24 protein-coding genes are annotated in these 25,226 nt (G+C 50.7%); 7 read left to right on the plus strand and 17 right to left on the minus strand.

What is annotated here, in order from left to right:
• Positions 1-186: 186 nt before the first annotated feature.
• The 5 genes from AK95_RS22310 to AK95_RS22330 form a co-directional block, all read right to left on the minus strand.
• Positions 187-423, minus strand: a complete 237-nt coding sequence (locus tag AK95_RS22310; protein ID WP_235613202.1) for a hypothetical protein — start codon at positions 421-423, stop codon at positions 187-189.
• A gap of 32 nt (positions 424-455) precedes the next feature.
• Entirely contained in the window at positions 456-659 is a 204-nt protein-coding gene (locus tag AK95_RS22315; RefSeq protein ID WP_071222090.1) for a CsbD family protein, read from the minus strand.
• Between the two features lie 247 nt (positions 660-906).
• Complete coding sequence (locus AK95_RS22320; RefSeq protein WP_071222091.1) at positions 907-1,122, minus strand: twin-arginine translocase TatA/TatE family subunit; 216 nt, start codon at positions 1,120-1,122, stop codon at positions 907-909.
• 91 nt (positions 1,123-1,213) lie between these two features.
• Complete coding sequence (locus AK95_RS22325; protein ID WP_071222092.1) at positions 1,214-1,768, minus strand: RidA family protein; 555 nt, start codon at positions 1,766-1,768, stop codon at positions 1,214-1,216.
• Between the two features lie 19 nt (positions 1,769-1,787).
• Positions 1,788-3,392, minus strand: a complete 1,605-nt coding sequence (locus AK95_RS22330) for a flavin monoamine oxidase family protein (protein ID WP_083397707.1) — start codon at positions 3,390-3,392, stop codon at positions 1,788-1,790.
• Positions 3,393-3,669: 277 nt separating this feature from the next.
• Here AK95_RS22330 and AK95_RS22335 point away from each other — a divergent pair, with 277 nt between their 5' ends.
• Both AK95_RS22335 and tatC read left to right on the plus strand, forming a co-directional pair.
• On the plus strand, positions 3,670-3,921 hold the full coding sequence (locus AK95_RS22335; RefSeq protein WP_071222093.1) for a MerR family transcriptional regulator: 252 nt from the start codon (positions 3,670-3,672) through the stop codon (positions 3,919-3,921).
• Between the two features lie 23 nt (positions 3,922-3,944).
• Positions 3,945-4,715, plus strand: a complete 771-nt coding sequence (gene tatC, locus AK95_RS22340; RefSeq protein WP_071222094.1) for a twin-arginine translocase subunit TatC — start codon at positions 3,945-3,947, stop codon at positions 4,713-4,715.
• 179 nt (positions 4,716-4,894) lie between these two features.
• On the opposite strand, the gene AK95_RS22345 is transcribed toward tatC, so the two are convergent.
• The gene (locus AK95_RS22345) at positions 4,895-6,400 is read right to left on the minus strand and encodes an HD-GYP domain-containing protein (protein WP_071222095.1); all 1,506 of its coding nucleotides are present in this window, start codon (positions 6,398-6,400) and stop codon (positions 4,895-4,897) included.
• A 650-nt stretch (positions 6,401-7,050) separates the two neighbouring features.
• On the opposite strand from AK95_RS22345, the gene AK95_RS22350 reads away from it, so the two are divergent.
• Positions 7,051-11,550, plus strand: coding sequence for a WIAG-tail domain (locus tag AK95_RS22350; protein ID WP_083397708.1), 4,500 nt, complete (start codon positions 7,051-7,053; stop codon positions 11,548-11,550).
• A 104-nt stretch (positions 11,551-11,654) separates the two neighbouring features.
• Here the strand turns inward: AK95_RS22350 and AK95_RS22355 are convergent, their stop codons facing one another.
• The 5 genes from AK95_RS22355 to AK95_RS22375 all read right to left on the minus strand — a co-directional run bounded on the left by AK95_RS22355 (position 11,655) and on the right by AK95_RS22375 (position 15,710).
• Entirely contained in the window at positions 11,655-12,404 is a 750-nt protein-coding gene (locus AK95_RS22355) for an ABC transporter permease (protein ID WP_071222096.1), read from the minus strand.
• Complete coding sequence (locus tag AK95_RS22360; protein ID WP_071222097.1) at positions 12,405-13,166, minus strand: ABC transporter ATP-binding protein; 762 nt, start codon at positions 13,164-13,166, stop codon at positions 12,405-12,407.
• Between the two features lie 169 nt (positions 13,167-13,335).
• Positions 13,336-13,677 (minus strand): DUF1048 domain-containing protein, encoded by a 342-nt coding sequence (locus AK95_RS22365; RefSeq protein WP_071222098.1) that lies wholly within the window; start codon positions 13,675-13,677, stop codon positions 13,336-13,338.
• A gap of 71 nt (positions 13,678-13,748) precedes the next feature.
• A complete protein-coding gene (locus AK95_RS22370) occupies positions 13,749-14,069 on the minus strand; it encodes a PadR family transcriptional regulator (protein WP_071222099.1) in 321 nt (106 codons plus the stop codon).
• Between the two features lie 390 nt (positions 14,070-14,459).
• Positions 14,460-15,710, minus strand: coding sequence for an MFS transporter (locus AK95_RS22375; RefSeq protein WP_071222100.1), 1,251 nt, complete (start codon positions 15,708-15,710; stop codon positions 14,460-14,462).
• 281 nt (positions 15,711-15,991) lie between these two features.
• Here AK95_RS22375 and AK95_RS22380 point away from each other — a divergent pair, with 281 nt between their 5' ends.
• Both AK95_RS22380 and AK95_RS22385 read left to right on the plus strand, forming a co-directional pair.
• Positions 15,992-16,510, plus strand: a complete 519-nt coding sequence (locus AK95_RS22380; RefSeq protein WP_071222101.1) for a sigma-70 family RNA polymerase sigma factor — start codon at positions 15,992-15,994, stop codon at positions 16,508-16,510.
• Positions 16,507-17,355: a hypothetical protein gene (locus AK95_RS22385; protein WP_071222102.1), complete on the plus strand. Its 849-nt coding sequence runs from the start codon at positions 16,507-16,509 to the stop codon at positions 17,353-17,355. The genes AK95_RS22380 and AK95_RS22385 overlap by 4 nt, the downstream gene beginning before the upstream one ends.
• A gap of 131 nt (positions 17,356-17,486) precedes the next feature.
• On the opposite strand, the gene AK95_RS22390 is transcribed toward AK95_RS22385, so the two are convergent.
• The 3 genes from AK95_RS22390 to AK95_RS22400 form a co-directional block, all read right to left on the minus strand.
• Positions 17,487-18,548, minus strand: a complete 1,062-nt coding sequence (locus tag AK95_RS22390; RefSeq protein ID WP_083397709.1) for an NAD(P)-dependent alcohol dehydrogenase — start codon at positions 18,546-18,548, stop codon at positions 17,487-17,489.
• Between the two features lie 39 nt (positions 18,549-18,587).
• Positions 18,588-20,264, minus strand: a complete 1,677-nt coding sequence (locus AK95_RS22395) for a glycoside hydrolase family 13 protein (protein WP_071222104.1) — start codon at positions 20,262-20,264, stop codon at positions 18,588-18,590.
• Positions 20,265-20,547: 283 nt separating this feature from the next.
• Positions 20,548-22,800 carry an ATP-binding cassette domain-containing protein gene (locus AK95_RS22400; protein WP_071222105.1) on the minus strand — a complete coding sequence of 751 codons (2,253 nt, stop codon included), beginning with the start codon at positions 22,798-22,800 and terminating at the stop codon, positions 20,548-20,550.
• Between the two features lie 286 nt (positions 22,801-23,086).
• Here AK95_RS22400 and AK95_RS22405 point away from each other — a divergent pair, with 286 nt between their 5' ends.
• Positions 23,087-23,662, plus strand: a complete 576-nt coding sequence (locus tag AK95_RS22405) for a 5' nucleotidase, NT5C type (protein ID WP_071222106.1) — start codon at positions 23,087-23,089, stop codon at positions 23,660-23,662.
• Positions 23,663-23,893, plus strand: coding sequence for a hypothetical protein (locus AK95_RS22410; RefSeq protein WP_071222107.1), 231 nt, complete (start codon positions 23,663-23,665; stop codon positions 23,891-23,893).
• 51 nt (positions 23,894-23,944) lie between these two features.
• On the opposite strand, the gene AK95_RS34285 is transcribed toward AK95_RS22410, so the two are convergent.
• The 3 genes from AK95_RS34285 to AK95_RS22420 form a co-directional block, all read right to left on the minus strand.
• Entirely contained in the window at positions 23,945-24,103 is a 159-nt protein-coding gene (locus AK95_RS34285) for a hypothetical protein (RefSeq protein ID WP_155087117.1), read from the minus strand.
• Positions 24,104-24,291: 188 nt separating this feature from the next.
• Positions 24,292-24,810, minus strand: a complete 519-nt coding sequence (locus AK95_RS22415) for a DinB family protein (RefSeq protein WP_071222108.1) — start codon at positions 24,808-24,810, stop codon at positions 24,292-24,294.
• A 112-nt stretch (positions 24,811-24,922) separates the two neighbouring features.
• Positions 24,923-25,222 (minus strand): phage holin family protein, encoded by a 300-nt coding sequence (locus AK95_RS22420; protein WP_071222109.1) that lies wholly within the window; start codon positions 25,220-25,222, stop codon positions 24,923-24,925.
• Between the last annotated feature and the right edge of the window lie 4 nt (positions 25,223-25,226).

A 25,226-nucleotide genomic window follows, 5' to 3' on the forward strand; every position in this document is an offset into this window, starting at 1 on the left:
TGAATGACATGAAAGGCTTCTGCTGCCCCCGCTCTTCTATGCAGCACGAAGCACTCTCCGCCCTAAATGGGATGATCAAACTTCCTTTTGACCTCATTCTACACCGCATCAGACCCAAGTCAATATGACTTTTTAAATATAAAACTCACATGAAATTCTCATGGCTCAGTGCCCGGACATCCAAGCTTAAAAAGGCAAAAAAAGAGCGCAAATCAGGCTCGATTTGCACTCTTTCTCCAAGCGGTTATGAAGCTGGTCAGCGGTTTCCACTCCCTGCTGACTGTCTGTGACAGGGAGAACTTCCTCATTCATCATCTCATAGTATCCCAAATGATAGGTGCTGACCATGTCTCCGTGTAAGGTAAACACCTTGCCGTCACGAATATCGATCACCTTGCCGGTCACAACCCGGGATTCCAACATGATTCGTTCTGCCTCCCTTATCGTCCTTTAGACTAGTCGCGGTATCTTGCACTCCAATCGGTATATTCACGCTCCGCCGCATCCTTCGTATGTCCGTAACGTTCCTGCAGCTTGCCAACCAATTTATCCTTCTGGCCGTCGATCACATCGAGATCGTCATCCGTCAATTTGCCCCATTGCTTCTTCGCTTCACCCTTCATCTGTTTCCATTTCCCTTTAAATACGTTGCTATCCATAAATATCAGCTCCTCTTAGAGTAATGAATGATGAAATGTAGAATTGCCTGTACTTGTGTATACCCCTCAGGAGTTTCTCTGAATCCTGGCAAAGGATGTCATCGCTAAGTTTCAGTCCTTGCATTGACCTCAAAGTCCAAGCATTCAAAAAAGCTGTCTCCATGGGCTACAGCAGCTCCACGGGACAGCTTCATTTGTACATACATATCCAATCTCATAGTGCTGAGGGCTGGATGAAACGGCCTGATCACCCTTTCAGTTTGATGACCGCTCCCTCCCTTTCCCTCTCCTTGCCCTTTTCCTCTTCCTTATCTTCCCCAACCAAGTCTCTGGCGGAAGCTTTGAATTCAGACAATGTGCGGCCCACCGCCCGGCCAAGCTCCGGCAGCTTGGAAGGACCGAACAGAATGAGCACGACAATCAGGATCATCATCAATCCGACAAAGCCAACATTTTGAAACATGGAACCCAACTCCTTTAATATGTGATGGTGACCGTTCTTTTGTGAAAGCCAGCGGCTATTCGATCAGCCGACTACGTGGAACAAGAACAATTTACTTTTTCTTATCCTTGCCAGGGTATACGGCTACGGCTTCAATCTCAATCAACCAATCGGCATTCACGAGGCTCGCTACCCCCACGGTAGAACGCGCAGGCTTCACGGGATTCTCCTTCGTATTGAAAAACTGGGCGTATGCGTCAAACCAGCCGGTATAATCAAAAGCTCCGTTCTTGGCTGCATCCGGGGTTAAGTACACTCTCAAATAGACGACATCCTTCATCGTCAGCCCCTGCTCCTTCAGTTGTTTCTCGATCTCCTTCAGGATGCCGATCCCTTGGGTTTTGGTATCGCCATAGCGCTCATAAACCGTCTTGCCATCCTTGTTCAGCAAGGGCGGAACCGTCCCGCTTGTATAAAGATAGGAAGCCCCTTCGGGTATGATAACCCCGCTGGAAATAGAGGATGTAGGACTGCCGTAAAATTTCGGGGCGGGCGAAGCTTTGGTCGGCTTCTTATAGGCGGAGGAGCTGTCGGCATACGCTGCGGTTACACTCACCGCACTGATCAGCATGGCCAGCGCCAGGATCGTCTTCAGTTGATTTTTCATGGAATCGTCTCCCTTCGTTTTACGCTTTCATTACGCGTTGATGGATGTCGGTTACGACCTCGCGGGCGGACTCAATGGCCCCTGCTTGCCAAGCCGTGATGTAGCTGATGTGCTCCCCTGCCAAGTAAATACGGTTATCCGGCTTGCAGAGGGTAGGGTAGTAGGTTTTCCTGTCGTTGGCGGAATAGGATACCCAGCCGCCTTCCTGGTATTTAGTCCTTTTCCAGTCGATGGAAAAGGATGCCTCGAACTCCTTCGGATACTGTGGATGGATCTTGGCGCCTTGCGTCAGCGCAAGGCGCTCGCGCTCGGCATACGACATGGCTCCGAGTTTATCGGCAGTGCCCCCGTATGCGTAGTAGCCGAGCAGAATCCCCTTCTTTCCAAAATAGTCTGTCGGAGGGTAGTAGATTTGCGTAATGTCCATATTCGTCAAGCTGCTGCCGCCATATAAATATTCGTCTTCTTCCCAAAAACGCCGTTTGAACTGCAGGCCGATTTTACCTGCAGAGGCGTAACCGACGCTGCTGATCGCTTTGGACATCTCAGGCGAGAAATCGGCCGGAATCTTCTTCAGCACCGTCAGCGGTATGGTGCAGATACAGTAATCGCCGCGGATTTCTTGCTCTCTGGCGGAATGGCCGTCCGTGTACACGATCCTCACACCGGAAGAGGACTGGCGAATTTCCTTCACCTCTGCCCGGTACTTGATCCGGTTGCCGATTCTTTTCTCAAATGCCTTGATGATGGCGTCCATGCCGCCTACGGGATGAAACATCATCATCTGCTGGTCGTAACCGTACTCGTTGCTGAAATATTTGCCGAAGCCGGAATTGATGATCGCCTTCAAATCGAATGGATCCCGGAGCACACCGGCATCCAGGCGGCTTCCCGGCTCATCCTTATACCCGCCGCGCTCGGAACCCTTGTAGAACAGATCCGGATTCAGATCTCCTTCGATCTTCAGATAATCCACCAGCTTCAGCTTCTCTTCCGCTGTCAACGGCAGATCCAGCGCATTTTGATTCACGGCTTTGGCCAACATCTCAGCCACGTAACCGCGTACGTCGGCTTTGGCTGCACGCTTGGGGACGCGCTGCCCGGATAAAGCCCCCACGTTCTCGTTATAGTAGTAGCCGCTCTCATTCACATTGTTGAATGGCTCGATGGCTACGCCAAACTTCTTGCAATAATCCAGCGTGACGTGAAACTGCGGAATCCGCATCGGGCCTGCATTGAAGTACAGCCCGTTATCAAAGCGGGAGGTCTGACGGCCAAATCCGATCTCCGCAACGGAGGTTTCTTTGCGGATCGTCCAGTTGCGCCCGCCGGCAAAGCTTTTGGCTTCCAATATCGTGCAGTCGTAACCTGCCAGACCGAGCTCATACGCTGCCGTCAAACCCGCGATTCCTGCGCCGAGAATAACAATCTTCTTGCCGCCGCGGCCGCTTAGATTCAGGTCATTTTTTCCGGGAGGCGTATATTCCGCTGCTTTCAACGTTTCCGGCGTAAGGAGCCCCATCGTACCCATCAAGCTGAAGACGGCGACAGATCCACCCACCTTGCCAACAGTCGTCAGAAATTGCCTCCGGGTCATCTCTTTTGGTTGTTCTTTTGTAGCCACCCTCGTTCACTCCTTCGCTAGTTTGTGATTGGATTCATGAGCCGATCTTAGCAGAGAAAATAAGGTTTGGCTTAAATTTTGTTAGGTTTTCTTACACTGTTTTTTTATTTTTGAAAAATGATTGCTTTTTCACCTTCTTTTTCATAAAATCATGTCATAAATCCTTCCAAACAAAATGAAATCGCCAAAATTATTGCCGTTTTATCTTCTTCGGTTTTAATCCCAAGCCAGGAACAATAGCTCAGGGTTAACAATACTTACATAGGAGGTAAAGATTATGGAGAGTAAGGTGATGAGTATTGGGGTTGTTTGCGAACTGACCGGATTGACGGAACGGCAAATTCGGTATTACGAGGAACGAAAGCTTATATTTCCGGAGCGTACGAAGGGAGGAAATCGTCGATATTCTTTTGAGGATGTGAAAAGCATCCAGGAAATCCATCAAAAAATGCAGGAGGGATTTAATACATTTGAACTGAAGGAATTGAACAAAACGAAAAAACAGCGCTGCACGCCCATCTTCCGATGATGACCGAAGGAGTGACGAAGCCTATGGAGTTCAAGAGTACCATGACGCTGCTCGAGCACATCGCCGAACTAAGAAAACGGATCCTACTGGTAGCTGCCGTCTTCATCCTGAGCATGGCTGCAGGCCTCATTGCCGCCCCTCATGTGTTATCCATGTTAAAGCATCACTCACCGGCCTTTCAGGTAACCTGGAACGTGTTCTCGCCTTGGGACGGACTGCGCATCTATATGAGCATAAGCATCGTATTATCGCTGCTTCCTACCCTGCCGTTTGCCCTTTATCAAATATGGCTGTTTGTCAATCAGGGACTGAACAACCGCGAGCAGAGAGCGGCCCTACGGTTTATCCCATTCTCCGCGTTATGTTTTCTAATAGGGGTTGCCTTTGCGTACTTTGTCGTTTTTCCAATGAGTCTTGCATTTACGACAGGAATCAACAGTCAGATGGACCTTGTCGAAACGTACGGCGTTGCCCAGTACTTCGGATTCATGTTCAATATCATCATCCCGCTCTCCCTTGCCTTCGAGCTGCCCGTTGTCGTCCTGTTTCTGACGCGAATAGGAATATTAAGCCCGGCTATCCTGCATACGATGAGGCGCTATGCCTACGTCGTTCTGGTGATCATTGCGGCGCTGATCTCGCCGCCCGATCTCGTATCTCACCTGATGGTTGCCATCCCGCTCATCGCCCTGTATGAGATCAGCACATGGCTGGCAAGCTGGATGCATCGCAAACAGAAGCATGTGAACCATGAAGAAAGCACGGAAATCGATACGGTTCACCAGATGATCTAATTTCCGTATTCACTCCTAGCCGACTCTTGGAGCAGCACGAGTATAAATTTAATTGGCTGCCCTAGGGGCAGTGATATTTTAACGACAGGCGCACAAAAAAGAGGCCGTTTACCTGCACAGGTACGGTCTCCTTCTCATTCCTATCCATAGAATCAGCGCGATTCCCTGCTAATTACCTACTAGCGGATCGTAATGACCTTCTTCTCCGCTTTCATATATTTAACGAATATGCCCGCATAATCGGGATCCCACTGGGTTCCCCTGCCGGCTTCCAGTATGTTCAAGGCATCCGCTGATTTCATACCGCTGCGGTACGGCCTGTCCGACGTCATGGCATCATAGGCATCGGCCACGGCAATAATCCGTCCAAACAACGGAATCTCCTTCCCCTTCAACCCGTCAGGGTACCCGCCTCCATCATAGCGCTCATGATGGGACCGTACCCCTTCCAGATAAGGAGCCATGGCATCGGCAGGCTCGATCTGCAGCAGAATGTTCTCTCCTTGAGCCGGGTGGGCCTTTACCTGATCGAACTCCTCTGCCGTCAGTTTCCCTTCCTTCAGCAAAATATTGTCCCGAACCCCGATCTTGCCGATATCATGCAGCAATGCCGTCTTGTGCAACAAATCTACCTGCTCTTCGCTGAGTCCCGCCAGACGGCCAATTAACACCGAATACTCCGCTACCCGAAGCGAATGTCCGGCCGTGTAAGGATCTCTGGCATCCAGCGCCGCTGCCAGGGCGGCAAAATAACTGTCCAGCAGCTTGCGGTTTCGCTCCTCGCGCACCTGCAACCCGCGAACCATCATATTGAAACCCGCGATCAGATTGGAAAATTCATCAGAATAGAGATTGGAGGTCTGAATCAGACGCCCCTCCTTAATCTCATTCATCGCCCGGTACAGCTGCCGGATCGGCCGCTGTAAATCCTGGGTCAAGAGCCAGGCGCCGATATAAGCAAAACCGACGCCAAGCAGCAATATAAATCCCGCCCAGCCCCAGTACTGCTGAGCTACGATCTGACTGAGCCCCTCCAGACGAATCTGGACCGCCAGACTAAACAAAAACAGCGGAAAAGTGCCGATTAGCATCGTGCTGAGCAAAAATTTTGTCCGAATCGCCATGAATACATGGCCCTCAAGGGAGAAGTCCACGCCATAACGAGATAACGCCTGCCGCCGAATCTCCTTGATCAAAGGGCGAATGGCGGCTATCGTCAGAAAAAATTCGATCATGGCATGACAGCTGGCTAGCAGGACCGCCCCCAGGCAAGCCAGCCATATATAGAACGGCGGAAAATTCAGTTTGCCCTGCTCCATCATCCAAACCGTCAGCAGAATGGCCGGGAGCGACAAGCCGAGCAGATGAGGTCCGAATATACGGTATACCGCCAAACGCGGCATACGGTGTATGCTCAAATATGCTTTTTCCAACGTTTCCAAATCCGTATGGCCTTCATGAAACCCCGCGTGAATCGGTCGTAAATGCCGAAGAAAGACGGTCAGCTCGGACGCAATCATCACCATGAATGAAATGGTCAGTATGACCACAAGGCGCGCGCCTTCCTCAATAGGAATTTCCAGAGTCGTTACCATTAATACACCACCCACAACAAGCACAGCTGCAATGGACCCGATCATATAGTTCCGGATTAGCTGTTTAAGAAAAGACTTATACAGTTGCATCGTTCGCCTACTTTCATTAACAGATAATAAACATCGGCAAGGCAGGTGTGAATCCGAACGTATTCGACATGATGCTACAACTTAAGATCCCAACAGCAGAATTTGCAAGAAAAAACTGTTAATATGAATATCGTTGGATTTCCAGAAAAAATCAAGCGTTTTTGCATAACATTCTAATATACATTTGAATATCTTTGCTTATTACGAGTGCCTGTGCTATAATAAGTAATTGTTACATGAAGTTTAACCCCGTTAGTTCCTCGAAACATGGTTATTTACATCTCTGTTGAAGTGCAAATTCCTATTTTATGACCCTAGAGTATGAGTTTTATGGAACGAATTTCTGATTCACACTGGCGCGGTCATCGGAGCCGCAAGGACGAAAGAGAGGCAGGGCTTTTGTCGTTTTAGAAGCAAAGATTCTTGAAAATACTTCAAATACGGAACCGACTGTACAGCCGTTACCGGCCGTCAGGGGTTAAATTTTATATGTGCTTTCTAGCGCTCAATCAAGGACTCGGCCTTTGGCCGGGTCCTTTTCCATGTTACGCTGCCTTTTCGTTTGTCGAATCCCAAAAGACCAGTGACAGCCGCCTAAATGGCTGCATATGATACCGGAGACGATGAGTATTCGGAAGGAGCGTGTTGTTTTGAAGAAAAAGAAGAAAAGCCCATCATCTTCCTCTTCCCAGCCCTACAGGGTAGATCCCACTACGAGGGAACTCGATCTGCTCGAGCGAAATAAAGGACGCAGCCTCAAAAAAGATAAAGATGCCCACATTCTTTCAGCAGCAACCATTATGGATCTGGATGAGGATCTTATCGGCATCATGGAATTAAAACAAGAAGAAAAAGAAAACAAAGAAAACACTCCATTATCGATATCTGACGAAGCTTCCAGCTTACCTACAGAAGATGCTGTAGCCGCTGACACCCTGACCGTGCCTACCGATCCCCCCTCCCTTCCCGAGATGGAGATCGAGCATGTGCAGCTGATTATGGAGAAGGAAATGCCTGAAATTAAGGGCGCATTCATATATACAGAGGATATAGGGGAATATGCGGTAACCGAAAGCCGGATCGCTTCGAGAGCGGTCACAGCATCCAAGCTGTCACGTGGTGCCGTCGGGCCTGAAGCCATACAAGATTACAGCATCACCAGTCTGCACCTTGCCGACGAAGCCGTGACCTCAGGAAAAATCGCGCCATTATCGGTCACGGGTGAACATCTAATGGATGGCATCTTATCTACTCGCAAGTTTCGAGACGGTTCCGTGAATGCCAGCAAGATCAAAGATGGCAGTGTAACCTCGCAGAAGCTGGCAGACCACGCCGTAGTTAGCGACAAAATCGCGGATGGGGCTATTACTGCACGTCATCTTCAACAGCTTCTCGTGACAACCGACCTGCTCGAAGACCAAGCGGTTCAAGGAGATAAAATCGCATCCAGCGCCGTAGAAACCCGACATCTCGCTAATGAGAGCGTCCATAGCTCCAAGCTTGCAGAGGATGCAGTCACTTCGACAAAAATCCGTGAAGGTGCCGTAACAGGGAAAAAAATCGCCGATGATGCCATCTCCGGATCCCACATAAAACCGCAAAGCATCGAAAGTAAGCATTTGGTCAGCGAAGCCGTAACTGCGGAGCATATTGCTGCCGGCAGCATCGGATCAAGCCTAATTGCAGATGGTGCCATCAACGCCGGACATATTGAGGAAGGCTCGCTCAGCGCCCGCCATTTAGCGGACGGAGCCATAGGATCAGAGCAAATCCGGGCTGGCTCTATCGGTTCCGATCAGATCAGCATCAACGCTGTATCCGCCCGCCATCTGGCTGATTCCAGTGTCACAAGCTCCAAGCTTGCCGATCAATCCGTCCATACGGTGAAGCTGGTGGAACAGGCGGTGACGGCTTCGAAAATCGCGGATCAGAGCATACTCCCTAACAAAATTGCCAATGAAGCCGTCCAAACGCGCCATCTGGCTAAGGGCACGGTGGAATCGGATCAAATTGCATCGGATGCCATTCAAACCCGGCACCTCGCTGCGGATACAGTAAACGCCGAGCACATTGCCGAGGGCAGCATCTTACCTAAGCATTTCGCGCCTCAGAGCGTCATAGGGCGCGCCATTCATCCCAAAACGATAGCGGAGCAGCATCTGGCTGACGGAGCGATCGGAAAACAGCATCTTCAGCCCGCATCCGTCGGAGAAGAGACGCTGGCCCCTGAGAGCGTGACGAGCCAAAAGCTTGCGCTTGGATCGGTTGGCGGAGCCATTATTGCTAAGCATGGCGTAACCTCCGGCAATATTGCCAGTGAGGCCATTCAGCAGCAGCATCTGTCAGGGGGCAGTGTAGGCGCCGAAGCTCTGCAAAACGGTGCGGTTCGCGAGCAGCATCTGGCCGATGGCTCTATTGCCAGCCGCCATCTGCAGAAGGGAAGCGTACGGACTCAAGCGCTCGCCCAGGGTGCGGTAACGACAGATAAAATTGCCGCAGGCAGCATCGTGGAGTCCTCGATCGGCGATGGGGTTATTGCGCCTCGACATCTGGGTGACCATGCCGTAACCTCACCGAAGCTGTCTCCGGAAAGCGTGTCCACGGATAAACTGACAGACCTTGCCGTAACTTCTAATAAACTGGCTGAGAGCAGTGTCTCTGCTGGCAAAATAGCTCCAAAGGCCGTTCAATCCACTCATCTCTCGCCGAGTGCGGTGACTTCCGAAGCAATTCAGAACAAGGCCGTTACTTCGGAAAAAATCGCTCCGCAAGCTGTAGAGGGCGCACATCTGGGACTGGAATCCATCCTGGGCAAACATATCGTGCAGGAAGCCATTCATGGTTATCACTTGAAGAAAAAATCCATCATGTTAAGCCATTTGGCCGATGAAAGCCGCTCGGCGGAAGCGTTGTTTGCCGACGGCAGCATACCGGGCGTAAAAATCGGGTCACAATCGATTACGGAAGCCCATCTCTCGCCTTCGTCGGTCTCGGGAGCCGCGCTGCAGGCGAACGCCGTGAGTGGTGACAAGATCAAGCCTCTCTCCATTTCAGCAGTGCATCTGCAAGAAGCGAGCGTCCAGTCTGACCATCTGGGCGTGGATATTGTGAAGTCACAGCATATGGATGAAGGATCGGTGACTGGACGCCATCTTGCTTCCGGCTCTGTCAATGCCCGGCACATTCAAGCCGAAAGCATAGAGTCCGCACATATCACGAACGACGCTGTCCTTCCTGAGCATATCGCCGGAGAGTCGATCCAGAGCGGACATCTTGCCGAAGGCGCTGTGAGCTCCAAGCATATTGAATTATTCTCGATTCAAAGCCATCACCTGGCGCCGTACTCGATCAACGCAGCGCATCTTGGAAATCAGTCTGTCGGTCATGTCCACCTGCAGCCGGACAGCGTTGGCGTCGATCAATTGCAGCCGGGGGCCGTAAAATCGAGGCAGCTGGCGGAGGGTGCCGTTCTTCCCCATCACCTGCAAATTTCCAGCATCGGTTCGCAGCATATCGAAGCCGGCGCAATCACAACGGAACTTGTGCAGGACGGTGGAATTACAGGCAGCAAGATTGCTGACGCTTCCATCACTAGCAAGCACATTGCTGACGGCTCCCTGACTGGAGCGCAAATTGCCGACGGGGCCATCGGATGCCACCATCTCGGGCCGGATGCCTTCAACAACTTCACGTTAGCCGAAGGATCGGTTACTGGCAGTAAGATTGCTGAGGCTTCTATCACTAGCACGCACATTGCTGACGGCTCCCTGACTGGAGCGCAGATTGCCGACGGAGCCATCGGCAGCAGGCACCTCGGACCGGATGCCTTCAATAACTTCTCGTTAGCCGAAGGATCGGTGACGGGTAGCAAAATTGCTGAGGCTTCCATTACTAGCACGCACATTGCTGACGGCTCCCTCACTGGAGCGCAAATTGCCGACGGAACGATCGGCAGCAAGCACCTCGGACCGGATGCATTTAATAACTTCACGTTGGCCGAAGGATCTGTTGACGGCAGCAAGATTGCCGAGGCTTCCATCACGAGCACGCACATTGCTGACGGCTCTCTGACTGGCGTGCAGATTGCCGACGGAACCATCGGCAGCAAGCACCTCGGACCGGATGCATTTAATAACTTCACGTTGGCCGAAGGATCTGTTGACGGCAGCAAGATTGCCGAGGCTTCCATCACTAGCACGCACATTGCTGACGGATCGCTGACGGGCGCGCAAATTGCCGACGGAACCATCGGCAGTAAGCATCTTGGACCGGATGCCTTCAATAACTTCACGTTGGCCGAAGGATCGGTTACTGGCAGCAAAATTGCCGAGGTTTCCATTACGAGCGCCCACATTGCTGACGGCTCTCTGACTGGCGTCCAAATTGCCGACGGGGCCATCGGCAGTAAGCATCTTGGACCGGATGCCTTCAATAACTTCACGTTGGTCGAAGGCTCAGTTGACGGCAGCAAGATTGCTGAGGCTTCCATCACTAGCGCGCACATTGCTGACGGCTCCGTCACTGGAGCGCAGATTGCCGACGGAACCATCGGCAGCAAGCACCTCGGACCGGATGCCTTCAATAACTTCACGTTGGCCGAAGGATCTGTTGACGGCAGCAAGATTGCCGAGGTTTCCATTACGAGCGCCCACATTGCTGACGGCTCTCTGACTGGCGTCCAGATTGCCGACGGGGCCATCGGCAGCAGGCACCTCGGACCGGATGCCTTCAATTACTTCACGTTGGCCGAAGGATCCATTGATAGCGATAAGCTTGCAAACGGCGCCGTAACAAGCGCCCATCTGGCCGACGGAGCCGTTACCGGACAACAATTGGCTAAAGGCGCCGTAACGGCAGAACATTTAAGCTTTGCGCCAATACGCAGCGCAGCCGGCCAGCCGAAGCTGCAGCAATTCGGCATGACGCCTTTTGTATTTGGAGCTGAAGCCTTGACCGAGGTGACCGTCCAATTCGAGGAGGCTTTTGCTGGGATCAACTATATCATTGTAGGAATGAGCAACAATCCTGGCTTCCAGATTTCCTTGAAATCCCAGCGGGAGGATGCCGCCGTCCTTGAAGTAAGCCGCCAGCCTAACTGCAATCTCGCCTATGGTTTCATGTCCTGGATTGCAATCGGCCCTTCACGATAACGCCATAGCAATCCAAATAAAAGAGGCCCTCCCCTGATAACAGGGGAGGGTCTCTTTCAGACTGCCGGCTGACTATTGAAATGGCGAATCTCATCATGGTGTACTTACCCTAACTGGCGTTTAAATTGTTTACTGGCGAAGAAGTAAGCGATGACCATGATGCCGACGCACCAGCCAAGCGCAACCCAGATCCCGTTCCCAACAGACCCTTCATACAAGAGGGAACGAATCGTATTCACGATCGATGTCACGGGTTGGTTCTCAGCGAACGCCCGAACAATTTTAGGCATGGTTTCGGTGGGAACAAAGGCCGAACTGATAAACGGAAGGAAAATCAGTGGGTACGAGTAGGCTGTCGCCCCTTCCATAGACTTCGCTGTCAATCCAGGGATGACCGCCAGCCATGTCAGCGCCAGCGTAAACAGCCCTAGTATCCCAGCTACCGCGAGCCAATCCAGGATACTCGCGCTTGAACGGAAGCCCATCAGCAGCGCGACGAGGAAAACCACCACGACAGTAAGCGCATTAGAAACTAGCGAAGTCAACACGTGAGCCCACAATATCGAAGAGCGCTTGATGGGCATGGTAACGAAACGCGCCATCAACCCGCTTTTTATATCCGTAAACAGCCGCAGTGAAGTGTAAGCGACGCCGGATGCGACAGCCATCAGCAGGATTCCCGGCAATAAATAATTGACGTAGTTGTCCGTACCTGTCTCTATGGCACCGCCAAATACGTAGACAAACAGCAGCATCATCATAATCGGCGTAATCGCCACCGTGATAATCGTATCCGGGCTGCGCAAGATGTTGCGCATTAAACGCCCTAGTAATGTCCCTGTTTTGTTTTTCATTTACATCGCCTCCTTGTTGCCGATGATCGCGAGGAAAATTTCCTCCAATGTCGGCTGCTTCTCAATGTACTCCACTTTCGCCGGCGGGAACATCGCTTTGAGTTCGGCAAGCGTACCGGTCGTGATGATTTTTCCGCTATGCAGGATGGCGATACGGTCCGCCAGCTGCTCAGCTTCCTCCAGGTACTGCGTTGTCAGCAAGATGGTCGTGCCGCCGCCGGCAAGCTCCTTGACGGTATCCCAAACTTCAATTCGCGCTTCGGGGTCAAGCCCTGTCGTCGGTTCGTCGAGAAAAATGACGGCTGGCGTCCCGATCAAGCTCATGGCGATGTCAATCCGGCGCTTCATCCCGCCGGAATACTGGTCTGCCCGGCGATTAGCCGCATCGGTCAGGCTGAATCTTGCAAGCAGATTGTCGGCAACTTGAGCAGGATTGGAAACTCCCCGCAACTTGGCGATCATCATCAGGTTTTCCCGCCCGGTGAGCATGCCGTCCAAAGCTGCAAACTGCCCTGTCAGACTGATGCTCTGGCGGACATGATCCGGTTGACGCTGGACGTCAAAGCCGCAAATACCTACTTCCCCGCCATCGGGCTTCATCAGCGTCGAGAGGATATTGACTGTCGTTGTCTTGCCCGCTCCATTGGAGCCCAGCAGTGCGAAAATTTCGCCGCGCCGCACCTCAAAATCTACCCCCTTTAAGACTTCTTTGTCTTTAAAGGATTTTTTTAACCCTTTTACAGAAATCGCTGCATTTCTCATATTTTATCCTCCTTATAATAAGCGCCTTGCGGAGCTGGATTGCCTACACCCATCTATTTAGTATGACTGATAATCCGTATGACTTACTACCGGGTCAAAAATTAACTGAATAGCGAAGGCGGTAATTCACATTTGATAACCAGCTAATCAGTCGTATTATCTATTGGAGTTATTTTTTTCCCAATCGGTTCAAGATATCCTGATTCAAATCTTGCCGATACTTGGCTACATAGGTTTTAGCGTTTGCCACTAGTTCGTCGGCAAAGGACGCCACGTCTTCACCAGTGATCTCCAGCACTTGTCTGCCATCGGCCGCACCAGCTTCGAACAACTCGATTAATTCATACTGCATGTGCAGCATATCCATCCCGTTGCCCGTTGAGAAATTCCACATGTAGTTTTGAATTTTCTTAAATACAAACTGGTAGTCCTCTGGCAGGGCTTCAACCCGTGCCATCATCATTTTGTACTCCTTTTTCTCACCAATCATTTTTTTGAACATTTCCATCATATTATTTTTTCCTCCTTTTATATAAAGCTGAACAAGGCACCACACAATATCGGACGGAATATCTTATGAAGCTAATTTGACTTCAAGACGTTGATTTTGGATGATAAGAAATCCCATTTTTCCCAAAACAATTCAAGCTCCTGACGGCCAGCCTCATTAAGTGAGTAAAACTTGCGCGGCGGCCCCATGTCTGACGGTTTCTTTTCAATGTTCACCAGCTTTTTCTTTTCTAACCGCACGAGTATGGTGTAGACCGTCCCTTCCACGACTTCGGTAAAGCCAAGCTCGTTCAGACGGCGGGTAATCTCATAGCCATAGGTTTCACGGCGGCTGATGATTTCCAGCACGCAGCCTTCCAGCGAACCTTTCAGCATTTCAGTTAAATTTTCCATTTTCGAAAGCCTCCTTTATTTCGTCCCTCCCCTATTCAGTATTACCTATATTCAGTATAACATAGTACTAAGGGAAATTTTTACTTAATAGCATTTGGAAAAACACGCTATTAAGTATTACTCATCACATGTACATTGTAATACTGAGTAGTAGGGGATGTCAACAATTTCTTTAAAATATTTTTGCAACCTCATTGCTCAGTATTGTCGGTATTTAGTGTGACCTACTACAGGTATATCGTAATACGTAGTAGATGGATTGTCAACCGGATTTTCGAAATATTTTTAAATCAGTATCGCCCCGCGATTATTTAGGTTTCACGTTCTTGCGTCCGGATCCATTTATGCATGCAAAAAAGACGAGCGTTAAGCTCGCCTTAAGTTTAATGATTATTCGATGCCGATCCGTCCTTGTTCCAGCCCCTCCCCGAACTCCGGCAATCTCGTTCGCATCCGTAATGCATAGCATCCCGAGATGAACAGCACCGTGGCAGCGATGATATACGTAGCCCGAACGCCGAATTCATCGGTTATGAATCCAAATAACAGGGTGGATAAGCCGAATACCAGCGAAACTAGCGCGCTTTGGGCAGCGTACACTTTCGGCAATGCATGGAGAGATACGCCCCGCTGCAGTGTAGTCTGAAGCGAGACTGCCTTAAGCTGTTCAAAAACGCCGAAGCCTGCCGAGAACACCAGGGCCAGCCAAGGCACCGAGGTCAATCCAAAACCGAACGTCATGATACTGATGCCGAAGGAAGAGCAGATGACGAACTTGCGGATGTTGCGGTCGATCAGCCCTGCGCCTCTCATGCCAAACAGTCCGCCCAGCATAAGTCCCAGGAAAAAGCTTGCGTTGATATATCCCCACCATGCCTCTTCCCTGTGCAGCACATCGGCTACATACACGTAGATAGTCGCCGCGATCCAAATCACGCCCGCCATCGTCTCCAATACATAAATCACATGAATCGCCCGAATAGAAGGCTGTTTCCAAATGAGTGTCCAGCCTTCCTGAATGGAACGCCAATTCGAAACGCGTGCCTTCTCTTTCTGTTCCGGGGAGGATTCATGCCGATCCTCGATCATCTTCATGCAGACAGCGGCTGCCAGGGCCAGAGCAAAGGTCAGCCATATCACGTTGCTTCCGCCCAAGGCTGCGACCAGCAGTCCCCCAACAGCCCAGCCTCCCAGCTGGATCAATTGATCCACGATGGCAACAAAGCTGTTCGCTTTCGTCAGGTCAGCGGCATCCACCAGACGCGGCAGCATGGCATGACTTGCAGGTGCAGCCCAGCCATCGAGCAGAGAGATGAGGAATACGAATCCGAGAATTGCACAAACCGTTACCTCCTGCTCTCCCAGCACATAGCAGGTTACCAACATTAGAAACAGCATGGCCGTTTTTCCGATCTGAGACGAAGCAAGGAGTGACTTGAGGCTGTATTTATCCATCAATACGGGTGCAAAGCTCCCGCTTATAAACCGAGCCATCGTCGTGAGAAAGGGTACCATAGCCATCAGCATGGCAGATCCTGTAATCTCATGGATCATAGCCATCAGGCCGACAATGTAAAATAAATCGCCGCTATTGGCGAGCGCCTGACCGATCCAGAGATATCGAAAAGATTTCCTTTCCATCTTTCTACCCCAATTCTGTATTTAGTTGTATGGGTTAGGGTAGAAAAACCTACATGTTCTGGCCTCCGTACATTTTATATGGTTAATATAGTAACACCGTTAAGGACTTCTGTTAAGTTCATGGACTTTTTTTATCCCCGGTTAAAACTATTTGGCCTCCTCCACGGTCTAATGATCAGTCAAGCGCACTCAAGTACTTGAGCATGATCCAATCCGGCCAATGAATGAATAGATGAAACGAATTCGTGCCATGACAATATTACTAGTGCTAGTAGTTAGGGGTGAGTGAACTGAGAGCGAAAGAGTCGAAGCAGCAACAGTTCAGCGAAAATATGGAGAAATGCAAAAACAAGTTATACCGGGTAGCCTATTGCTATGTCAAAAATGAACAGGAGGCACTGGATATCGTCTCCGAGGCAACCTATAAGGGATATCTCGCTTACGAGCGGATGAACACGCCGCAGTATTTTGATTCCTGGATGACCCGGATCGTTATTAACGCTGCCATTGACCATCTCGGTCGCAAGAAGCGGGTTACTTATATGGAAGATCAGACGCAGGACTATGCAGCCGCAGAGCATGCCGTACCGCTGGAAGAGAAGATGGATCTGTACGATGCGCTGGACAGACTGCTGCCGGAGGAGAAAACCTACATGATTTTGAAGTTTTTTGAAGACCTGCGCTTTCGAGAAATGGCGGATGTGTTATCCGTATCCGAAAGTACCGTCAAGACCAGGTTTTATCGTATTATCGGAAAACTAAAATCATATCTAATCGAGGGAGAGGTCGATAGCCTATGACAGGAAAAGAACGCTACGAACACATTGAAATCCCCGCCCAGCTAACCGGCGTTATCGATGCTGCACAGAAAAAGGCGGCTGCCCGCAAACGCTCCATGCGCTTGACGAGATACTCTTCCGTTGTTGCAGCTGCCGTTGCCCTGCTATTCGTGGTCAACATCCCGACGGTGGCCAACGCCTTATCCAAAGTCCCTGTGGTGGGCAGCATCGTTCAGGTTCTGCAGTTCGGGGGCGGAGGCGAGCGGACCGACGGCGTTACCATGGGCACGGAAGCTTCCGAAGACGTATTAAAAATTCAATTTGACCAGGAAGGCAAGTCCGTTTCCAGTGTCCCGGCCTACACGGTGGATCATCGGGATGCGCCAAACCGTCTGATCTTCACGTTTAACGGAGTACGAAATTTTGATTATGAAACCCTCAAGAAAGACATGCTGGCTCTGCCGCTGGTGAAGGATGTCTATGAGAATGTGATTCTGGACGACTCGGCCATGCGTTTTGTCGTTGAACTGAAGGATGGCGTGAAGCATACCGTATCCGAATATAAAGACCCCGGCTATATTGAGCTGAAGCTCACTTCGACCGGAGAGCCGGTCACCCCGCGCGAGGTCTTCTATATCCGCAGTGAAGCCATGCCGCAGGGGGAATCCCTCGCCATCCTTGAAGAGATTTATATGGAAGACGACGTGACCTTCATTAAGACGGCCAGCAACGACTTCCTCGCGGTCATCGGCGGGTTCGATACCCGCGAGGAAGCCGAGCAGAAGCTCGGCGAAATTTCGGCCCGCGACAGCTACGGCGATGATCTGCGCATCGACAGCTGGATGAGTAATGAACGCCCGAACTAACCGGTAACGCGAAAAAAAGCACCGCTCCGACAAGTGTTGGAGCGGTGCTTTTTGATGATGGTCCATTACGCTGCATTGGCGCGTTTGTTACACGACAGCTCCCGAAGCGACTCTCCAGGCCGCGAACCACCTTAAACGTTTGGATGAGGATAGATCATGACTTTTACGCTGGTGTCCTTGTGCGTGCGAGCAAGCTCTACGGCTTCCTCGATCTGATCCAAGGAAAATTGGTGGGTGATGATATCGCGTATGCGGCTGGCCTTGTTTTGCAGCATCTGAATAGCCGCCGGGTACGTGTTTGCGTAGCGGAACACGCCATATACATCCAGCTCGGCGTCAACCAAAGCGCCAATATCCACCGGGATCGCATCCTTTGTGGGCAGACCTACAAACACGATCCGGCCTCCCCGGTTCACATAACCAATCGAATCCGCGATTGCCCCGGCGTTGCCCGACGTTTCAATAATAAGATCAATGCCATTGCCGTCCGTCAGTTCGTTCAATCGCTGCGAAACGGATTCGCCCATCGGATTGATCACGCCGGAGGCTCCCATCTGCAGGGCCAGATTACGCCGGTATTCCACGACGTCGCTGCCATATACCTGAGAGGCTCCGGACATTTTGGCCGCCTCCATGGCAAGCAAGCCAATCGGCCCCAGTCCGAGCACCAGCACCCGGTCCTCTGGCCGGATACGCCCGCGTCGTACGGCATGGAGTCCTACGGACAGCGGTTCAAGCAAAGCGCCTTCCTCAAAGGACATTTCATCCGGCAGCCGGAACAGGAAGTCGCTTCGTACCGCAACGTATTCGGCCCAAGCCCCGTCAACCGGAGGGGTTGCCATAAATACAACATCCGGACACAGGTTGTAACGTCCGCTTTTACAATAAGAGCAGCGCCCGCACGTTACACCCGGTTCCACGGCCACGCGGTCACCAACGGAGACATTTCTTACCTTCTCCCCCGTTCTTACCACAACGCCGGCAAGCTCATGCCCCAGAATCAGCGGTTCCTTCACCTCATACCTGCCAATCCGTCCATGCTCATAGTAATGCACGTCCGAGCCGCATATGCCGATGCAGTACACCTGAATCAAGGCTTCATCCGGCTTTGGCTCCGGAATGGGGACCTGCTTCACCCCAATGGATAACGGGCGATCAAGAACGGCGGCAGACATCATATTGAATTGTGGCAAGCTGCATTCACCTCTCATCTCAAGAAATCGCTTACCCACTTAGTTTACACGATAAACTATCGCTTCATAAGGGTGTAGAGCGAATTCGTCGAAGCTTCGGTCCGAACGCTCGTAATTCGAGAGTACAACTTCCGGTTGATGCTCACGCCATTCTGCCGGGAACTGAAAATCCGGTGTTCCGCTATAAAAGTTGAGAACAATCAAGTACGTCTCGTTCCCGAGCGATCTGGAATAGGCGAAAATTTCTGAATGCTCGTTTAGCACGGCTTCATATTTTCCGTAGATCAGCGTCTCACTGGATTTGCGCAGTCGGATCAAGGCTTTATAGTAATTCAGAATGGAGTCGGGATCGGTTAGCTGCTGCTCTACGTTGATTTCATGATAATTCGGATTGCAGCGGATCCACGGCACAACCGTTGAGAAGCCGCCATAGAGCGTGTCATCCCACTGCATCGGCGTTCTTGCATTGTCCCTAGCCCGGTACGCGATTCTACGCATCGTCTCGGACACGTCTTTCCCGTCCAGAAGCCGCTCGCGATAATAATTGTAGATCTCCACATCCCGATAATCACTCAGCTCTGCAAACTCGACATTCGTCATTCCGATTTCCTGCCCCTGATAAATAAACGGCGTCCCCTGCATCAGCATAAAAAAAGTAGCCAGCATCTTGGACGATTCCTTATGATAATGGACCGGATCGCCAAAACGGGATACGGACCGCGGCTGATCGTGGTTCTCCATATAGAGGGCATTCCAGCCCACGCCTTCAAGGCCCGTCTGCCATTTATGCATGATCTGCTTCAATTCGGCCAAGTCCCAGACCGCATAATCCCAGCGTCCTTCCAGTCCGAAATCAAGATTGACATGCTCAAATTGAAAAATCATATTCAGTGACCCGTTCTCTTCCCCGATCCAGCGGTCTGCTTCCGCTATCGGAATGCCGCTCGCTTCGCCAACCGTCATAATGTCATAATGAGCGAACGCCTCGCGTTTGAATTGCTGAAGAAATTCATGGATGCCCGCGATATTCCGATGTCCGGGATTCGAGTCGACATAACGAAGGTGATTCGGATTCGGCATATCCGGCAAACCCGGAAGCTTCTTAATATGGGTAATCGCATCCACGCGGAAACCGTCAATCCCTTTATCCAGCCACCAACGGATCATTTTGACCAGATCATCCCTGACCGCCGGATTCTCCATGTTTAAATCAGGCTGCTTCTTGGAATAGAGGTGGAGATAATATTGATCCGTCAACTCGTCATATTCCCAAGCGGAGCCGGTGAAGACGGATTCCCAATTGTTCGGCTCGGCTCCCTCCCTCGCATTCCGCCAGATATAGTAATCCCGCTTCGGATTGGTCCTTGAGGAACGGGATTCAATAAACCACGGATGTTCATCCGAGGTATGATTGAGCACCAGATCCATAATGAGCCGCATGCCGCGGTTATGGATTTCGGCCAGCAGCTGATCGAAGTCGGCCATGGACCCGAACTCCGTCATAATATCCTGATAATCGCTGATATCGTAACCGTTGTCGTTATTGGACGAACGATAGATGGGGCATACCCATATAACATCAATCCCGAGATCCTTCAAATAATCCAGGCGGGATATAACCCCTTGCAGATCCCCGATGCCGTCTTCATTCGAATCCATAAAGCTGCGCGGATAGATTTCGTAAGCAACGGCTTCTTTCCACCATACTTTCTGCATTGTCGTATCCCCCGTTTACAATAAAGATGCTGCTTATCAGACCGGGTCGTTACACGTACATCATTAACCAACTTGGTCTGTCGCAGCATACAGTATAGCCGTTTAAGCGATCTTATAAGCCTAACAACCATAGAATAGCCATGCCGCGGGGATATGCGGCATGGCCATTGGCAAGTCTATTATGAAACTACGAAAAGCGAATTTCTCCCTGCTCCCATGTTACATACTGCATGGGTTCGGTCAGGCTCCGGTAAGGACCGGTCTTCACTTCCTTGAATTCCAGCTAACCCCGTACATACTTCGCAGTCAGCGATTGTTCCGCCGTGATCAGTTCAGCAGGCGTTCCTTCGAACATGACCCTGCCTCCCCTGCTGCCGCCCTCGGGTCCGAGATCAATGATCCAGTCCGCCTGACGGATCACATCCAGATTGTGCTCGATCACGATCACCGAGCTGCCATTATCTACGAGCCGATTCATCATGTCCAGCAAATGCCCGACATCCGACATATGCAGTCCGGTCGTCGGCTCGTCCATCACGTAGATCTTTCCCTGCTTATGCAGCTCGCTGGCCAGCTTGATGCGCTGGCTTTCGCCCCCGGACAGAGTGCTTAGCGGCTGGCCGAGGGTCAGATAGTGCAGACCCACATCGTGCAAAGCCTCCAGCCGCCGCCTGATTTCTTTTTTCTCGAAAAAATCGAGCGCCTGCAGCACGGTCATATCCAGCACATCGGTAATCATTTTTCCATGGAGCTTATACTGCAGTACATCATCCTTAAAGCGCCTGCCGTCACAGGTGTCGCACGGCGACCTGATGCCTTCCATGAACGCCAGGTCCGTATAGATGAAACCAAGCCCGTGGCAGTCGGGGCAGGCTCCTTTGGAATTAAAGCTGAACAGGGATGGACTCTGGTCGTTAGCTTTGGCGAATAAACTCCGGATGTCATCCATGATGCCCGTATAAGTAGCAGGATTTGAACGGATCGAGGTGCTGACGGCAGACTGGTCGATGACGACAGCCTCGGGATGCTGGGACAGGAAGGCATGATGAATCAGCGAGCTCTTGCCTGACCCCGCTACGCCCGTGACCACGGTCAACACGCCTTCCGGGATATCCACCGTTACATTATTCAGATTATGATGATTGGCATTGGCAATCCGCATCTGTCCTGTCGGTACCCGGAACTGTTCTTTCATCGGCATGAAACGTTTCATATACTGCCCGGTTAACGTAGAATCTTGGCTGCATAGCTGTTCAACCGTGCCCTCGAAGACAATTTCCCCTCCCCGGGTACCGGCATTCGGCCCCACGTCCACCACATGGTCGGCAATTTCAATCACGTCACGGTCATGCTCCACGACCAGCACCGTGTTGCCCTTGTCGCGAAGCTTCCTGAGCATGTCGTTCAGCCGGTGAACATCCCGTGGATGTAAACCCACGCTAGGCTCATCAAAAACATACATCATATCCGTCAGGCTGCTGCCCAGATTCCTAACCATCTTCACCCGCTGCGACTCGCCCCCGGAGAGCGTGGTCGTCTCCCGATTCAGCGTCAAGTAATCCAGCCCCATATCCATCAAGTGCTGCAACCGCTCGGCCAAGCTGGCCACCATACTGGCAGCCACGGGCTCTTTGATATTCAGGATGACCTCTCTTAACTCCCCGATCTCCATGGCCGCACACTCGGCGATATTATAGCCGTTGATCCAGCAGCTTAATGCCGATTGACTGAGCCGCGTCCCCTTGCATAACGGGCATGTGCCATGCGTAATAAAATTTTTGACGTGATTCAAGGTGCGTTCCGATAATTCACTGCTGTCTCTCTGAATATAAAGCCGGTTAAACTTCAACACGAGACCTTCGAAGTCGGACTGTACCGGTCCTCCCTTGGACGGGAACGTCACCTTCCCCTCCTTGCCGTACAGGAAATGATCCCATTCCGCTTCGGAATAGTCGGCCAGCTTCTTGTCGTTATCAAAGAACCCGGACATGGTGTAATTCTTCATATACCAGCTATCTACTGAGAAAATAGGGAATCGAACCGCCCCCTCATTCAAAGATTTGCTTGTATCCAGCAGTTTATTAAGATCCAGCTCGACCTTCCTGCCGATTCCCTGACATTCCGGACACATGCCTTGCGGATCATTAAAAGAAAAGACGTTGGAATATCCCACAAATGGCTTTCCCACCCTGGAAAACAACAGACGGAGTATGGCGTACAGATCCGTAATCGTCCCTAGCGTGGATCGCGAATTGCCCCCCAGACGCTTCTGGTCGATGACGATGGCCGTCGACAAGTTCTCGATCGAATCGACGTCCGGCTGACTGTGCCGTGGAAGTCGGTTACGGACAAAAGCGGTAAACGTCTCATTCAGCAACCGCTGAGCTTCCGAGCTGATGGTATCGAACACGATGGACGATTTGCCCGACCCGGATACGCCGGTAAAGACCGTAATTTTTCGTTTAGGAATTTGCAGCGTCACATTCTTCAGGTTATTCTCTCTGGCTCCACGAATGTTGATATATTCTTGCACCATGGCCGTTCCTCCCTTGTACCCTGTAGTGTTTTTATTATAGAAGGGCAATCATGACATGTACTGTCATAATGGACGAAGGCTTTATTAAGTTATTCCCGTAACCGCGAAATATCAGGAAGGTTGTTGCCGCATTAATGCTATACTTAGTTTATAATGAGTCAGGAGAAAGAAAATGTTACTCCCTCCCATTTTTGATTCCAGTTTGCCAACAAGCATCCTGTCCCTTACAATTTACGGAACATCATCGTTTCTTAGAATTCATGATTAACAGGAGAGTAATGACGATATGAGCAAAAAAATAGTCGCCATCGATATGGATGATACCATCTGCCATCTCATACCCAAGGCCATTCATTATCACAATCTGCAGTACAAGGATCCTCAGCTGACGCTGGATCAGATTACCGATTATAACCTGCACCAAATCTGGCATCCTGAATGCTCGGAGGAGTTTTTCTTCGGAAAGCCGGGTTTATATGAAGAACTTGAACTATTTGATGAATATACGATTGACGAAGTCCACAGAATGACGCATGATTATGACGTCATTGTTGTTACCGCAGCCCGCCCCTCCTCGGTGCCCGAGAAATGGAGATGGCTGCAGCGGCATATGCCTTTTATTCCGTTCGAGAATTTTTTCGTGGCCAAGCGCAAGGATTTAGTGGAATTTGATCTTCTGATTGACGATGGTCCCCATAATGCGATTGCCGCCAGAAAAGCCGGAAAACAAACCATTCTGATTCCGCGTCCGTGGAACGCGCATATTCAGCATGAATTTATTCTGAAGGATTCCTGGAAGGGAATGAACGAGCTAGTAGACCGCATTTTATCTGATTCTAACCATCAAGGGGATATGAAATAAATGAATACAGACCGCAATAGCCGGTACCTATCGCAAGACATCCATTTTTTCGCGGCCGCCTTATCGGAAACCGTGGTTTCCGTATGGGAAGAGGATCCCGCAAGCGTGTACGTGGAGATCGAGCGAGGTTACATTGAATGCTACACACCGGATGTCGTCCGCATCCGCAACGAAGAGACAGGTTATCTGACGCACTACAGCCGTGACACCGCTATGTTTCAACGGATGTAAACCGATAAAGGCCGCTTCCCTTGCCGGGAGGCGGCTCTTTAATTGCTCTGATTACCTTTTAGCTGACAGGACAAGAATCAGGGTTGCCAGCGGGCCTAGCAATAAGGATAGCAGAAACCAGTTTAATCCCGTTCTATTTTTCCCTTGAGCCAATCCCGCATTGATTAATGCCAGCGTTCCCCACCCGACGTAAAATTCATTATTCATCATATCTCCTCCGATACCGTGCTCTTTATATGCTTATTACGTTTTGACATCTGGATCGTTGCAGGGTATACAAAAAAAGAGCAAGGAAAGCTCCCTGCCCGGGGGAATTTTAACGCTTATAGCGGTGGCCTCAAAAGGATCCGACTTTAGCCGCGAAGGCCAAAACTCTCATCGGAGTGGACTTTCAATTCTTAAGATAGCTCCAATTCTCTTAGCAGCTGAAATATCTGTCCCCGATGGTGGGACTCATGCTCAATCAGATGATAGATGACCCATTCCGGAGTTACATCGTACGGTTCCAGTTGTCTGACTGTCCTCCAGTCCGAGAGGTCCATGCCTTTGAAATGGGTCAGCAGTTCATGACGTACCTTCTGCATACGGTGAAGGTGTTCATCCAGTGACTGATCCGGCACTTCAGAAAGACGGTTATCTTCGGTACGGTGATCCCAGGGAAAGGAGGCCTTTATTTTCGGATCCCAATCGGATTCAAGCACCTCAGCGTATAGCCAGTCCGCTTCAATGTAAGCAATATGGTACAACAGCGAACCGATCGACTGCCGACCGTCCGCCCTATGGTTCAACTGCTCATACCGAATCCCTTCCAGCCGTTTCAATATCGTTCGCCGCACATCCTCAAGTCCCCATATCCAGCGGCCGATCTCCGGCTCAAATCCAGGCAGGGCCTCAACCGTCAACGTTTTCCTCTGCAAATCTTCACGCTCCCTTAAATCATCTTATGGACTTAAGAGTAACAGGCTCAAGCGGCAGACTCCAGGTAAAGTTCGGTTTAGGCAAAAATCATCCCGGACCATTCAGCCGTTCTTACTTCTTTCTAGTCGCAATCGCCTCTGCCGTTTGTTTAACGGCCTGATGGCCGAATACCGCAAACGCCCCTGCGAGTATGCCTTGAATGATATTTTCCACGCTCCAGCCGATCAAGCCGGTTGTGAACAAAATCGATACGACCATAACCAAATATACAATGCTCCAATTCGGAACCTTGGGCGTTTGCTTCAGCACATATCCGATTACCCAACAGGCAGCAACGACCATGAAGAGCCGCGGGTCGATCAATTGAAAAATGACGCTCCATTCCATGGTAAACCCACCCTTTCCATTCATCTTC

This window comes from Paenibacillus sp. LC231, from assembly GCF_001860525.1.
Classification (GTDB): Bacteria; Bacillota; Bacilli; order Paenibacillales; family Paenibacillaceae; genus Paenibacillus_AQ.

Coding starts and splice junctions, on each gene's coding strand:
- AK95_RS22310 (WP_235613202.1), bottom strand. CDS start 423: ATGTTGGAATCCCGGGTTGTGACCGGCAAGGTGATCGATATTCGTGAC.
- AK95_RS22315 (WP_071222090.1), bottom strand. CDS start 659: ATGGATAGCAACGTATTTAAAGGGAAATGGAAACAGATGAAGGGTGAA.
- AK95_RS22320 (WP_071222091.1), bottom strand. CDS start 1,122: ATGTTTCAAAATGTTGGCTTTGTCGGATTGATGATGATCCTGATTGTC.
- AK95_RS22325 (WP_071222092.1), bottom strand. CDS start 1,768: ATGAAAAATCAACTGAAGACGATCCTGGCGCTGGCCATGCTGATCAGT.
- AK95_RS22335 (WP_071222093.1), top strand. CDS start 3,670: ATGGAGAGTAAGGTGATGAGTATTGGGGTTGTTTGCGAACTGACCGGA.
- tatC (WP_071222094.1), top strand. CDS start 3,945: ATGGAGTTCAAGAGTACCATGACGCTGCTCGAGCACATCGCCGAACTA.
- AK95_RS22345 (WP_071222095.1), bottom strand. CDS start 6,400: ATGCAACTGTATAAGTCTTTTCTTAAACAGCTAATCCGGAACTATATG.
- AK95_RS22355 (WP_071222096.1), bottom strand. CDS start 12,404: ATGAAAAACAAAACAGGGACATTACTAGGGCGTTTAATGCGCAACATC.
- AK95_RS22360 (WP_071222097.1), bottom strand. CDS start 13,166: ATGAGAAATGCAGCGATTTCTGTAAAAGGGTTAAAAAAATCCTTTAAA.
- AK95_RS22365 (WP_071222098.1), bottom strand. CDS start 13,677: ATGATGGAAATGTTCAAAAAAATGATTGGTGAGAAAAAGGAGTACAAA.
- AK95_RS22370 (WP_071222099.1), bottom strand. CDS start 14,069: ATGGAAAATTTAACTGAAATGCTGAAAGGTTCGCTGGAAGGCTGCGTG.
- AK95_RS22375 (WP_071222100.1), bottom strand. CDS start 15,710: ATGGAAAGGAAATCTTTTCGATATCTCTGGATCGGTCAGGCGCTCGCC.
- AK95_RS22385 (WP_071222102.1), top strand. CDS start 16,507: ATGACAGGAAAAGAACGCTACGAACACATTGAAATCCCCGCCCAGCTA.
- AK95_RS22395 (WP_071222104.1), bottom strand. CDS start 20,264: ATGCAGAAAGTATGGTGGAAAGAAGCCGTTGCTTACGAAATCTATCCG.
- AK95_RS22400 (WP_071222105.1), bottom strand. CDS start 22,800: ATGGTGCAAGAATATATCAACATTCGTGGAGCCAGAGAGAATAACCTG.
- AK95_RS22405 (WP_071222106.1), top strand. CDS start 23,087: ATGAGCAAAAAAATAGTCGCCATCGATATGGATGATACCATCTGCCAT.
- AK95_RS22410 (WP_071222107.1), top strand. CDS start 23,663: ATGAATACAGACCGCAATAGCCGGTACCTATCGCAAGACATCCATTTT.
- AK95_RS34285 (WP_155087117.1), bottom strand. CDS start 24,103: ATGATGAATAATGAATTTTACGTCGGGTGGGGAACGCTGGCATTAATC.
- AK95_RS22420 (WP_071222109.1), bottom strand. CDS start 25,222: ATGAATGGAAAGGGTGGGTTTACCATGGAATGGAGCGTCATTTTTCAA.